At 44.5% G+C, this 12,863-nt stretch carries 10 protein-coding genes, 1 pseudogene and 1 riboswitch; of the genes and pseudogenes, 6 read left to right on the top strand and 5 right to left on the bottom strand.

What is annotated here, in order from left to right:
* Positions 1-127: 127 nt before the first annotated feature.
* The 3 genes from licT to H7T88_RS16960 form a co-directional block, all read right to left on the bottom strand.
* Entirely contained in the window at positions 128-967 is an 840-nt protein-coding gene (licT, locus tag H7T88_RS16970; RefSeq protein WP_090916598.1) for a BglG family transcription antiterminator LicT, read from the bottom strand.
* A 324-nt stretch (positions 968-1,291) separates the two neighbouring features.
* Positions 1,292-2,665 (bottom strand): amidohydrolase family protein, encoded by a 1,374-nt coding sequence (locus tag H7T88_RS16965; protein WP_221789430.1) that lies wholly within the window; start codon positions 2,663-2,665, stop codon positions 1,292-1,294.
* A gap of 205 nt (positions 2,666-2,870) precedes the next feature.
* A complete protein-coding gene (locus H7T88_RS16960; protein ID WP_221789428.1) occupies positions 2,871-3,443 on the bottom strand; it encodes a CGNR zinc finger domain-containing protein in 573 nt (190 codons plus the stop codon).
* A 162-nt stretch (positions 3,444-3,605) separates the two neighbouring features.
* On the opposite strand from H7T88_RS16960, the gene H7T88_RS16955 reads away from it, so the two are divergent.
* The 4 genes and pseudogenes from H7T88_RS16955 to H7T88_RS16940 all read left to right on the top strand — a co-directional run bounded on the left by H7T88_RS16955 (position 3,606) and on the right by H7T88_RS16940 (position 7,913).
* The gene (locus tag H7T88_RS16955) at positions 3,606-4,109 is read left to right on the top strand and encodes a DinB family protein (protein WP_154983503.1); all 504 of its coding nucleotides are present in this window, start codon (positions 3,606-3,608) and stop codon (positions 4,107-4,109) included.
* A gap of 83 nt (positions 4,110-4,192) precedes the next feature.
* Positions 4,193-4,343, top strand: a riboswitch (FMN riboswitch).
* Positions 4,344-4,489: 146 nt separating this feature from the next.
* Complete coding sequence (locus tag H7T88_RS16950; protein WP_090916606.1) at positions 4,490-5,470, top strand: DMT family transporter; 981 nt, start codon at positions 4,490-4,492, stop codon at positions 5,468-5,470.
* 194 nt (positions 5,471-5,664) lie between these two features.
* Positions 5,665-7,174, top strand: a pseudogene (locus H7T88_RS16945) (amidase).
* Positions 7,175-7,400: 226 nt separating this feature from the next.
* Positions 7,401-7,913, top strand: a complete 513-nt coding sequence (locus H7T88_RS16940) for a DUF3231 family protein (RefSeq protein WP_154983504.1) — start codon at positions 7,401-7,403, stop codon at positions 7,911-7,913.
* Positions 7,914-8,037: 124 nt separating this feature from the next.
* Here the strand turns inward: H7T88_RS16940 and H7T88_RS16935 are convergent, their stop codons facing one another.
* The gene (locus H7T88_RS16935) at positions 8,038-9,603 is read right to left on the bottom strand and encodes a glycoside hydrolase family 43 protein (RefSeq protein ID WP_221789426.1); all 1,566 of its coding nucleotides are present in this window, start codon (positions 9,601-9,603) and stop codon (positions 8,038-8,040) included.
* Positions 9,604-9,816: 213 nt separating this feature from the next.
* Positions 9,817-11,259, bottom strand: coding sequence for an amino acid permease (locus H7T88_RS16930; RefSeq protein WP_221789424.1), 1,443 nt, complete (start codon positions 11,257-11,259; stop codon positions 9,817-9,819).
* 136 nt (positions 11,260-11,395) lie between these two features.
* Here H7T88_RS16930 and H7T88_RS16925 point away from each other — a divergent pair, with 136 nt between their 5' ends.
* A complete protein-coding gene (locus tag H7T88_RS16925; RefSeq protein ID WP_154890415.1) occupies positions 11,396-11,752 on the top strand; it encodes an AMP-dependent synthetase and ligase in 357 nt (118 codons plus the stop codon).
* A 216-nt stretch (positions 11,753-11,968) separates the two neighbouring features.
* On the top strand, positions 11,969-12,721 hold the full coding sequence (locus tag H7T88_RS16920) for a YqcI/YcgG family protein (protein ID WP_154890417.1): 753 nt from the start codon (positions 11,969-11,971) through the stop codon (positions 12,719-12,721).
* Positions 12,722-12,863 lie beyond the last annotated feature (142 nt).

Genomic DNA, 12,863 nt, shown 5'->3' with positions numbered 1-12,863 from the left:
GTTTTTAGGTATAAAAAAAGACCTAGAATTCTATCGAATATAGATAAGCTCTATACACGATGGAACTCTAGGTCTTGCCTGCCTCACCAGTAACAATCCTAGTATACTCATTATAGTGGCCGATGAATTATTCCTTCTCTTCATCAATGACCCTTTTGATATGAACCGTTAAATATACCAATTCGTCTTCTGTTAATTCTTTTCCATAATCGACCCGAATCAGCTGTGCAATTCGGAGACTGCATTGATATTCATTCGCATACTTTTCCTTAATGATATGGAGAAAATCACTGTCACCACTTTTCACAACCGTATGATTAAACAAGCGGTAGGCGAAAAATTTCAAATGAGTGACAAGTCTGGAATAATGAAGCGAGCTTTCATTGAAATGAATATTAAACTGATATCGAATTATATTCAAGACTTTATGAATCAACTGTGTAATCTTCATGGTTTCTTCCATTTCAGATCCCAATTCTGCATTGACAATATGAAGCGCAATGAACCCAGCCTCATCTTCAGGCAGTGTAATGTTGAATTCCTCATTAATCATATCCCGGGCTTTCATAGCCACGCGAAATTCATTGGAGTAAAACGCTTTAATCTCAGACAACAACGCATTATTGAAATTCATACCCTGCTTGTAACGTGCCACTGCAAAATTAATATGGTCCGTTAACGTTAGGTATATATTTTCATTCAATTCCTTGTTTAAAGACTGCTTGGCGTACTGAATAATGCTATCGGATACACGAATATATTCCATCGGGATTTGTGCCAGCAGGGCATATAATTTACCTGTTACATTTTTGGATTTCAGAAAAAATTCTTTTTCGATTTTGACTGTGTCCACATCGTCTCCCTTTTTCTTCTGAAAACCGATGCCACTGCCTAAAAGCATCATCTCCTGGCGCCGTTCATTCACTGCACAGACGACATTATTGTTAATAATTCGTGTGATCTTCATCGGAATCTCCTTTTAAAATGAAACGTTAACAGAATTTAGCAACAAAAAAAAGACCATTAATTATGCACACATGAAAGAATACAGTTCTGCATGTTTGCATTATCAATCGGTCTTGCCTGCTGATCAGTAACAATCCTGATTATATTCATTATTAACTTATATCGCTATCTTAGTGGAAAGCGTTCTATTTGTCAACATACCTTACTCCAACCCTAATTTCATCTGAAAACAACTTATGAAAAACGGATTAGAGAAGAAAGACAAGAAAAGAGCCGTATTCTGGATGAACGGCCCTTTGACTTTAATTATTTTATGACAGCTCTATTATGAAAAAACAACCCGATCTGCATCGGACATCCGATATTGCGTCAACAGATATTCCGTACTCTGCATGGCTTTGCGCCGAACTTCATCCAGATTGACATGCAACAGCTTGCCCTCTCGCTTCACAGGTTTCCCAGCAACAAAGACCGTATCCACATTGGATGGATTGGCAAATTGCACAACAGCACCAATCGGATCGTGCACGGGGAACAAGTTCAGGTCCGTCGTGCGAATCATGATCACATCTGCTTCTTTTCCCGGCGTAAGCGAGCCTGTTTTTTGCTCCAGTCCTAAGGCCCGCGAACCCGCGGAGGTCGCAAATCGCAACACCTGGCTTGCCTTCAAACTGAGTTCACCCGGCATTTCACCTTGTTGCAAAAGGTACTCATTCGTTCTTGAACGCTCAGCTTGCAACGCAAATTTCATCTGTGAAAACATATCTCCGCCCGTCGAAGTCACGACATCTACACCAAGCGTTGGCGTACCTCCATGCTCAAGAAAGTATCCTGTAGCCGGATAACCATGTCCCATCATCATCTCAACTTCAGGTGTGACAGACAAAGAAGCTCCGCTGTCTGCGAGCATTTTGAATTCATCCATGCCCATCGTATTGCCATGGACAACATTGATTCGTGGACCAAGCAGTCCTGCCTCATACATTCGGCTGATCGAACGATCCGCTGATCCCCAGCTGCCGAAACCGACATGCATCGAACAAATGGCGTCCAGTTCTTCCGCAAGCTGAATATCCTGCACCGTTGTATCCCAGTGGCTAAACTCTGGTCCACGAATAGCAAGTCCATAGGTGAGTAGTTGATCGTTCGAAGAGAAATATTGCTCCTTAACACCTCTCACATTCTCTGGATACGACAGCTTACTCTCACGATTCCAATATATCGTTTCCCCTGGCACACCATGGGCAAAAACAGCACGAATTCCTGCATCCTGTAATCCTCGAATCAGTTCATCTGTGTGCTCAGCCGAGTATGGCATACTCCAATCCAGTACCGTGGTGACGCCTGCATTAAGCGCTTCCAGCGATCCCAGCAGATTGGCGATATAGCTGTCCTGTGGGCGAAGCTTGCTTCCCATAGCGCCATAGTACAAATTTTGCAGATACACGGGCAGCGACCAGTTTGTTCCGGCTGTTTTGACAAGCGATTCCCACATATGCCGGTGTGTATCCACCAGTCCAGGCATAATAATCATGTCTGAAGCATCGATGACCTCAATATCTGCATCGGACACCTCAATATTTGGTTGAATGGCCGTAATCAAAGAATCCTGAATAAGTACGTCTGCCCGTTTATACTGACCAATACGAGCATCCATCGATAATACGCAACCGTTCTTCAAAAGATAACCTTTCCTCATAAGACATCTCTCCAATCGTAATGGTTTGTAAAATGATCTGATCCGCATTGCTTGTTCTTACATATACTTTATGACTATATTTTCGCTAGTATATATACATTATATATCACACCTTAATATTTATCAAATTATGGAAGAGCTAACTGAGACCTATATGGTGATTCACGGATTGGAAAAGGTAGAACTTCGTTGGTAAACTTGATAATTATGTTTTAGTCTTTTCCTCATTAGAGTGCATTTTTCGTTTCGCTCGAAAACGTCTCACCTTCATTAGATTACCGCACATCTTATCATCGCAATATTTCTGTGTTCTGCTCCGGGTATCATCATAGAAGATCCAGCGGCAGTCCGGATTGTCACAGGAGCGAATTCTCTTCCCTTCGCCCTCAACGAGTGTCACGGCAAAATCAGCAGCAACCTCTGCCATCACCTGAGCCCAATGTCTATGAATAGGAACAAGCGCAACACCCAGTTGTTGATCTTGTGTAATTATTTGTCTAATGACTTCGCCAGCCATCATAAAATCATTCAACCAGGCCTCATCCTTCTCAGTAAAGAGCTTTCCGTTAGACAAACGAATAGCCAGTGCCTGCAAATCATCTCTAAAACTTCTCATTGCGGATTCCTCTTCATTCGACGCCGGTACTGGCGCTTCTAATTGCCAACGATTCAAAAAATCTTGTTGCCAGCTTACGTTCCCCAGTCTGTCTTCTGATCGCTCCCCACCACGCCAATCATGATAATCGCTGTTTACAAAATCAGTCCATAATCTATCCATGAGAGCCTCCGATTAATGTAACTATCTAAATTATAAAAAGATGGTTACACTCTTTGAAATTGTGTTATATTAATTGTAACCATTTCAACCCATATTAGCTAGTTACCATCATGAAGATGCAAGGGCGAGATGAATCTGACAAGAGAGGAATGAAATTAAAAAATGAAAACAGTCACCACAGCATTAGATGTATTGGTTATTCAGAATGAAGATACCTGGGATCAATGTAACTGGATCGTCCCATTGTCAAAAGCGCTTGAGGGACTGAACGCCGAACAGGCTGCCTGGGTTCCTCCTTCAGGTGGACTGAGCATATGGCAACTAGCCAATCATATGTTTTATTACAATCAACGGATTTTAGAACGTCTTCAGGAAAAAGAACCGTCTGTACCCGCTGCAGATTCCAACGTAGCTACGTTTGGTATTTCGGGTGATCCTTTGAACGAAGCTGGCTGGAGCAAGCTGATGGAACAAACCACTAAACTGGCTGAGCAGTTGCGCGATACCCTTGCTACATTACAGGACTCGAAGCTTGAGGAAGCTTATATGGATTCCGACGACAACTGGGCTCAGACGCTTGCCCGCTGGGTTTTACACGATGCCTATCATGCAGGTCAGATTGTGCAGTTGCGGAGGCAACAGGGATGCTGGAGTATTGTTTTCTAAAAAAACACTTGAACTGATAGCGTTTACAGGAATAAGATGAACTTCATAAGGTTACAACTTGTTCAATACACTAATTAATTGAATAGGATCTTCGGGGTAGGGTGCAATTCCCAACCGGCGGTGATGTTCTTATAGAACCAGCCCGCGACTCGCTGTTTAAGGTTCCGACCTGGCAGCGACTGACTTGGTGCGATTCCAAGGCCGACGGTACAGTCCGGATGAGAGAAGATCAACACAACGGCAAGCCGTATTTGGGAAGTCTTTTTCCCTGACGCCTTGTCTTTGAATGGTCCCCCGTTTATTTGGCGTACGCCAAGGACGGGGGATTTTGTCGATTTTGCCAACTGAAGATTCCGTGTTCTGACGAAGGAGTCCTGAATATGGAAAACACATCAACAGCATCAACGATTTATCGCAAGGAACGAAGCAACACCGGATTTTGGCTAGTTGTGCTAGGCGCAGCCCTCTGGGGTGTAGACCCCTTATTCCGCATCCTTTTGCTAAAAACGATGACTTCTACACAGATTGTTCTAATCGAACACATCATCGTCAGCCTTGTCGCGATACCGGTATTATGGAAGTTCCGGGATGATCTGAAGAAACTGCGTGCACGTCACTGGATCGCTGTTATCTTCATTTCCTGGGGCGGATCAGCGCTGGCAACGGTATTATTCACTTTGGCGCTTACTCATAACGATCCCAATACGGTATTGTTGTTGCAAAAAATGCAACCACTTTTCGCAATTGTACTTGCGAAATTGTTATTAAAAGAAACATTGCCGCGTCACTTCGGCGGATTGTTCATCATTGCGCTGGCAGGAACATATCTGCTTACGTTTGGCTTCTCACTTCCGCTCGGCAACTGGAATAACTGGATTCATGCAGGTAGCCTGCTGTCTCTTGGTGCCGCAGCTTTGTGGGGTGGATCTACCGTTATGGGCCGGTTAATGCTTGGTCAAGCTCGTTATGAGACGGTCACCTCCCTTCGCTTCGTCGTTGCGCTTCCACTCCTGATCTTCATGACCTGGAATGAAGGTGCACCTTGGACACTCCCGGCTGGAACAGGGGCACAGGCTGCTGTCATTCTGAATATTTTGGGGCAGGCACTTTTACCAGGCTTGCTAAGTCTACTCTTGTATTACAAAGGGTTGTCTTCCACCAAAGCTTCTGTTGCAACCCTCGCAGAACTCAGTTTCCCGATGGCTGGCGTGCTTGTAAACTGGATTGCATTCCGTACGCTGATAACCTGGGAGCAATTGCTTGGCTTTATCCTGATCTGGATCGCACTATTCCTGATCTCCAAACAGCAGGAACGCTCTACACCGATCGCCGAGGCCGCACCCAAACTTCGCACGGAGTAATACATTTTCATCTGGTTCAAATAATATAAGCACTGTTTCACCTTAATGAGGTGAACAGTGCTTTTCTTCTGCCGTATTTCTTCTATTATGATGGATTGATGTTTTGTTTTTTGTCTGCCTAGGTGGTACGATGGCTTATGGAACTTGGAACAAGATATCCAACAGGAACTATTCTTAGAGAGGAACGATTACTAATGTCTTCATTCTCATATACCTCCTATGACGCTATAGGGCTCGCCGAACTGATTCGCTCCCGGGAAGTATCCCCGGTTGAACTGCTTGAAGCTGCCTATGCACGTCTGGAAGAAGTCAATCCACATCTCAATGCAGTCATTCGTACATATGAAACACGTGCTCGGCAGGAAGCCAGCATGGTTAGGCCTGGAGAACAGCCATTTGCAGGTGTGCCGTTGCTCCTCAAAGATATTTCTCAATCTTTGGAAGGTGAACTTCTTACCTCTGGCTCACGTCTGTTCAGCGAACATCGTGCTCTTCGCAACTCCAATTTCGTAACTCGTTTGCTCGAAGCAGGTTTTATTGTGATCGGACATACGAATACACCAGAATTCGGGTTGAAAAATATAACCGAGCCACGTCTACACGGGCCAACGCGCAATCCGTGGAATGTGAATCATTCCCCAGGCGGCTCAAGCGGCGGTGCCGCTGCCGCTGTAGCATCAGGCATCGTGCCGCTTGCCGGCGCAAGTGATGGCGGTGGTTCCATTCGAATTCCCGCTTCTTTCAGCGGTTTGTTTGGGCTGAAACCAACCCGCGGACGCACTCCCGTTGGTCCAGGTGTGGGAAGACAATGGCAAGGAGCCTCGATAGATTTTGCAGTATCTCGCTCCGTCAGAGACAGTGCTGCACTGCTGGATACGCTCCAGATTATCCAACCGGAAGCCGCATTCCATGCACCTTTATTCCCGGGAAGTTACCTGACTGATATGAACTATCCGCATCAACGCAAATGGCGAATCGCTTATACAACGGACTCACCTGTCGGCACACCTGTCAGTGAAGATGCCAAAGAGGCTGTGATGAAATTAGTCCATTTCTTGGAATCTCAAGGGCATCATGTTGAAGAAAAGTTAAGTCCAGTCAATGGTGTACGCCTGATGGAAAACTATTATATGATGAACAGCGGCGAGATGGCCGCCATGATTTCATCCATGGAACATGGCATGGGTCGTTCTCTTACTGCAGATGATATGGAGATTGAGTCCTGGGTACTGGCTGAAGCGGGCAAAAAAGTATCTGCTGCTGAATTTGTTCATAGCTTGGCCGAATGGGACGTGGCGGCTGCGCAGATGTCTACGCTGTTTGAACGGTATGATTTTTACATCACACCTGTTAACGCTTTTCCCGCACCCCGGATTGGCGAACTGACGCCACATGCGGAGCAGATTCAACATCTGATGTCCGTCAGTGATCTGGATAAAACGGCGCAACAAGAGCTAATCTATGAGATGTTCAAGCCGAGCCTTACGTACACCCCGTTTACACAACTTGCGAATCTGACAGGTCAGCCAGCCATTAGTCTTCCTCTGCATTTGACTGCGGGAAGGCCTGCCAATGGGTGTTCAGGTTATGGCAACCAAAGGCCGTGAAGATTGGTTATTGCATCTGGCTGGTCAACTCGAATCAACCGAGTTGTGGGTTGGCATGGAGGCGAAACCCATGTTCCCAACCTCGACAAAAGCTTAGAGTATTTATAAAAGTGGAAAGAAGCCAGCAGAACATAACCTGTATGGCTTTTTTTCAGATGATAATTACAGTTGTTCATGTGACCATCTTTCTGAAAATAAACTTCAGTTAACATAATAATAATGATGTGAATTCAAACCTCGAACTACTTCTCAATCGGATAAAATTTGCTCGCCATGTAAACCCTACTGTAGTGAAAAAAATAACTTAGCGGGAGGGAGCAGCGATGGGAATTTTAAGTGGAAATCCTAAAAACGAGCCCATGCATTATGGAGAAATCTATAGTGTATGGGAGTGCTCAATGGTAGCTAAAGGAGCTGTCTCTTGTTATCAGGCTTATATGAATCACGCAGGAGACAAAGATTTGAAGAAAATTTTAGAAGACTTGCTGGATCAAGCCAGACTGGAAATTAAAGAATGTGACGCCTTACTCACCGAGAACGGTATCACGCCCGCTCCGACTCTTCCTGAGAGACCCGTTGTGGCATTAGAGGACATTCCTCCTGGCGCAAGGTTTACTGATCCAGAGATAGGTGCCAAAATTGCAGCTGATACTGCTCTTGGATTAGTCGCCGCGAGTCAGACTATTGGCCAATCCATCCGCGAGGACATTGGTGCACTGTTTGCGAAATACCATGTTACCAAAACAGCACTGGGTGTGCGCATTCTTCGTTTGAGCAAAGAAAAAGGATGGCTTATTCCCCCGCCGCTGCAAGTGAAAAGACCGGATGGCGAATAGTTTTGTGATATTAAACGAATTAAATAAAGACATTTAATAATGAAATAAACACACAACATTAAAGAAGCCGAGAAGAGGAAATAACATATTCCTCTTCTCAGCCTCTTTCGTATTCAGAAAAGGATTAGACTTTCTTATCTCCCGACTCGTAATTGAAGTATTCTACATCCACATACCCTTGTTCTCTTTCATGGTTCAGATTGTACACCCCTACCCGGTCTCCCCGGTAGGGTCCCCAACCCAATGGATAGACTTCACCAAAGGAGATAAAATTCTCTCCATCCAGGCTGTATTCATACCTGTTTTCACCATGCAAGTTCCAAATCGATCTCAACCATAAGTCAGTGGTATCAACAGTTGGTCCCCATTCGATTGTATTTGAATGATTGAACTTCAATACCCGAGTTCCTTCCTGCTGATGAATACCAATCGTACAATAGGTTTGTCCAAAATGGCATAGACCCGCTTCCTGGTCATCCACCATCCCACTTAGATCATACTTGGCAGTCACAACGTTATGAGGCACACGATACGCCCGTTGGGAAAGAATGTTCGAGATTTTAAAAAAATCATTCTTCTCGGAAGGCACACAAGCATGCAAACGCAAATATCCTGGTCTCTCTGTTAAAGACCACGTATCCAGTTTGGGTTGGTGGTTCCATCCCCACTGAGACTGCAGTACCGGGCTACTGAAATCATCATTCACGGTTAAGATCGTTTTGGGATAACCTTGAATTGGTTTTTTGCCTCCCCATACCATTTCTCCGACACCGTCCCCATCTGTATCCTCACCAATGATTGGCCAACCGTCAACCCACGTAACGGGAAGCAGGTGAAGAGTTCTGCCTTCAAAGTAACCACCGGCTCCTTGGTGACTAATGAAATACCACTCCCCAGACGCTGTTTGCACAAGTCCGCCTTGATTCGGTTCGCGGTCCACTTCCACACCATGCGTATGAATTAACTCTTTTTCTTCGTAAGGACCGTATAAACGCTCTGAACGGAGCATCATAACAACCCTTACCTCCTCACCATTTCTCGGTCGAACTTCACTATGGAAAATGTAATAAAGTCCGTTTATTTTGTAAAGCTTACTCGCTTCGCTACCTTTATATTGATGGATCACGACACCACTGTCATGCAAAATTTGTTTTCCATCGTCGCTCAGTTTGAACAGATAAATATTATAATTGTCAGCAAAATTCGTAGCCACCAGATATCCTTGACCGTCATCATCCCAAAAAGGACAACAATCGTCCCAGCCAGCAATCTCCCAACTATGATAAAGAGGCTCCCATGGGCCAGCAGGATCTGTAGCTGTGCTTACGAATAAACCCTCATCCGGTGTGAAAAAATACACCCAAAATTGATGGTCATGAAAACGGATCGCTCCCGCCCAGACACCTCTTGCATAACGATTCATTCGATCATATCGATATTCAGGCCCGATAACTGTCAAATCTTCTACGACATGACTAATTACATTCCAATTGACCAAATCTTTAGAGTGCAGAACAGCCATACCTGGTGAGCAATGTAAGGTGGAAGAGATCGCATAGTAATCTTCCCCAACGCTTATCACATCTGGATCGCAGTAATCTCCAGGCAAGACCGGATTGACATAAGTACCGTCCCCTTGATCGCCCCATTTTCCTTCATTGGAAAGCAAAACATAATCTTTGTTCATCATTGTTTTCCTCTTTTCTGGGATGCAGTTGACCTAACTTTGTGATGATCTGATACATTACACTACGAATCTTGTAATCATCATATTACTTGAAAATTAATATATAAGATAGATAAAACATGATCCCGATTTTTCAGAGATCATGTTTTATGACGAAACCTTAGGCAACGTAGATTCAGAAGTAACCACCTGTTTAGCTTTAGAAGTTTCTGCTCTTCACTTGATTTTGTTCCTTTGCTTACGAATACCTGTAATATGAAAGGCGGCTCCCTTCAACGGATTCTTCTCATCAGCTTGTTCATTCTGTGCGTATTGCTCCGTATCTGCAGCAGATGATGTTTTTTTGCGCTTACGTTGCACGATGATATCACTTAGAGCAATCAGAGAAATCAACAGTAAACTAATAAAGAAACCAGGCCGGCTTAGGCCATGAAAAAGAGTTCCAGTTATCGCCGTGCTGATCAGCACCAATCCAGTCCAGCGTTTTATCACATCTATGGTGCGAGATTTCAGCAACCGACCTGAGGAGAGCAAGATAAACAGCCAGTTATACATCAGCATTAACCCGGCGGCAGTAGTTACATATTCGTAGACTTTTCCAGGAAGCAGTAGCGACATGATAATCGTACCAATCAAACCACAACCAATCAGACACAAGGCAAATAGAGGATATTTCTTCTTCCATTTCTGTGAGAATAACTTTGGGGCATCCCCCTCTTGTGCCAGCGTAATCATCATGGAGGTCACTGCATAGAGCGATGCGGTCATCGTAGAGAAACCGGCCACAATCAGAACACCGTTGAACAAATGTGGTACAAAAGCAAGGTGATCACTGCTCAGTGCAAGTACAAACGGACTTTCTTTCGGATTAAAAGCAGACAGCGGAACCATGGTTAGTGCAAGGCCAATGGAAACGACATAAACTGCAGACAGTGAAATAAGCATGACTTTGCCCGCTTTGGGTGCATCCTCCGGTTTTTCCAATCGATATGACATAATGCCGAGCACTTCAATACCTCCATACGCATAGAACGCAAACAAGAACGCAGACCACAATCCTACTGCCCCTTTCGGGAAAATGGAAGCCATGTCCATCGGTACCTTATGTGCATATTTGGTGCCTCCAATCCAGCCGGCAAGTAGAGCGACCGCCAGAACCAGAAACATGATTATAGCCGCAATTTTAATGACTGCGAGTACATTTTCAACCCGGTCGAATCCCTTGTTTCCAAAAAACACAATACATAAACCGACGATTCCATACCCCGCGGCAAAGATCCAGAGTGGAACGCTGGGAAACCAGAAACGCGAAAAGATAGAAAGTGCGGTCAGCTGGCTCCCCATAATGAGAAGCTCCGAAAACCAATAGACCCATCCACTCGCAAAACCTGCCCATGCGCCAAACGCCTTCTTCGCATAAGAACGAAACGACCCTTGCTCCGGATGGTCCGAAGTCATACGTGCCAAAGCATCAAAAACAACATATGTACCTAACGCAGCAAGTGCATAAGCAATTACTACAGCGGGTCCCCCGATGGTAATCGCTAGACTTGAACCGAGAAAATAACCTGTTCCTATGGTGCCCGCAACGCCCAACAAACTGAGTTGCCACCATTTCAATTTCTTTTCATCCGATGATTTTCCTGAAGCCTGACTCATTTCGTCAATCCTTTCCCTCTTGATAATCGTCGCAACAGGTAGCCTTCCCCAATTGGAGCAAAACATCTCCCTGAATATTTCTTCGAACCTCTCAGCATAATACACAGGTAAATTCAAACAAATAGGAGGCACCATCATGAACCAATATTCACAATCGCAACAGATTACGCAACTCGCTCAACAACTGACGCAACAAACACAACAAGCTTCCATGCAATATCAACAATTGCTGAGACAAGAACAAAGCAATGCTCAACAATTGGAACAATTGGCCCAGCGCGAGCAACAAGCTGCGCATATTATTCAAACGGCATTGCAAGGACATCAGACAGCCATTCAACAATTGCAACAGATTTCCAACCTAGCTCAGCAGCTTGCAAATACTTCTTCCCAGCATGTATCCTACATCGATCAACCGTATAATACGCCTAACACGACAATCCAAGGACAAGGTCAGTCATTTGGCAATTTCTCCAACCAACATCGCCAATAGATTAAGATTTGGCAGGAAATTGCAAATAACAAGGAGCTCAATACTGAGCTCCTTGTTTGCGTTTCAGCTAGTTGCTTTCTTCTGAAATTACTGCTTGGCACAAACTACATCATGATACGCATTTCACTGAACAGTCTACCCACTGTTTACTTTCATAAATGGACAGTCACCATTTTGCTTGCAGGCGATATCCTATAAGTAAAAGGAGGCTTACTGATGTCGCTATTGTTTTCTTCTACTGATATGGAAAATGGTGAGCTCCCGCTGGATCTGTGGCAAAGGGATGCTTATCGTTTGTTCTCTGCCAAGATGAGTGACCGGGAGACCAGGTTCCCCTGCATTCCTGCAACCCAGGCATATGCACTGGGTCATCTTCGATATGGATTTGTCTTTCAGTCCAAACATCTTTCTCTTGCGGAGCAATTATCAGCAATTGTAACGGAATATGGAGCTTCTTCACGTTCCTTCGGAGATTTTTCATCTCTAGTCATTTTTTTTGAAAAAGAAAAGGAAACAAAAGACGTGCTCACTTACGAACAATCATTCTGGAACCTGTTAAGTGAGATGCGAACTCTCGATACCCAATCATGGCCAGCAGATATCCCGGAAGACCCCGAGAATCCATTATGGGAGTACTGTTATAACGATGAACGGTATTTCGTTTATTGCGGTACACCAGCTCACATTTCAAGACAAAGTCGCCATTTTCCTTATCTCATGTTAGCTATGACGCCTCGCTGGGTCCTTGATTTATGGAATGAGCAGCCACAGCGGGCTGCAGCCATTGGGCCGAGAATTCGAGCGAGGCTTGCTGCCTATGACACGATTCCCGCACATCCTGAATTGAAGCAATACGGGGCAGAAGGAAATCTGGAGTATAAACAGTATTTTCTACGAGATGATGACACTGCCCCATCCAAATGCCCTTTTCTACGCTCTTTGTTACAACAACCACAAGCAAAAGAATAACATCATCCGTATTCTAAACAAGCTCTCCTTCGAATAAGCTGTTATACGAGCCGAGGTGTGAGGAGAGCACTTCTTTTTATATCTCTTCCATGTGAAAGAGTTACATAGACTACTAGAGCAAACGTCTTTTTTAAGTGGACAA

This window comes from Paenibacillus cucumis (ex Kampfer et al. 2016) (assembly GCF_019748695.1).
Taxonomy (GTDB): domain Bacteria; phylum Bacillota; class Bacilli; order Paenibacillales; family Paenibacillaceae; genus Paenibacillus; species Paenibacillus polysaccharolyticus.
This window is presented reverse-complemented; position numbering and strand designations above follow the sequence as displayed.

Bases quoted from the DNA above. Each gene is read 5' to 3' on its own strand.
- licT (WP_090916598.1), bottom strand. From the start codon at position 967: ATGAAGATCACACGAATTATTAACAATAATGTCGTCTGTGCAGTGAAT.
- H7T88_RS16965 (WP_221789430.1), bottom strand. From the start codon at position 2,665: ATGAGGAAAGGTTATCTTTTGAAGAACGGTTGCGTATTATCGATGGAT.
- H7T88_RS16960 (WP_221789428.1), bottom strand. From the start codon at position 3,443: ATGGATAGATTATGGACTGATTTTGTAAACAGCGATTATCATGATTGG.
- H7T88_RS16955 (WP_154983503.1), top strand. From the start codon at position 3,606: ATGAAAACAGTCACCACAGCATTAGATGTATTGGTTATTCAGAATGAA.
- H7T88_RS16950 (WP_090916606.1), top strand. From the start codon at position 4,490: ATGGAAAACACATCAACAGCATCAACGATTTATCGCAAGGAACGAAGC.
- H7T88_RS16940 (WP_154983504.1), top strand. From the start codon at position 7,401: ATGGGAATTTTAAGTGGAAATCCTAAAAACGAGCCCATGCATTATGGA.
- H7T88_RS16935 (WP_221789426.1), bottom strand. From the start codon at position 9,603: ATGATGAACAAAGATTATGTTTTGCTTTCCAATGAAGGAAAATGGGGC.
- H7T88_RS16930 (WP_221789424.1), bottom strand. From the start codon at position 11,259: ATGAGTCAGGCTTCAGGAAAATCATCGGATGAAAAGAAATTGAAATGG.
- H7T88_RS16925 (WP_154890415.1), top strand. From the start codon at position 11,396: ATGAACCAATATTCACAATCGCAACAGATTACGCAACTCGCTCAACAA.
- H7T88_RS16920 (WP_154890417.1), top strand. From the start codon at position 11,969: ATGTCGCTATTGTTTTCTTCTACTGATATGGAAAATGGTGAGCTCCCG.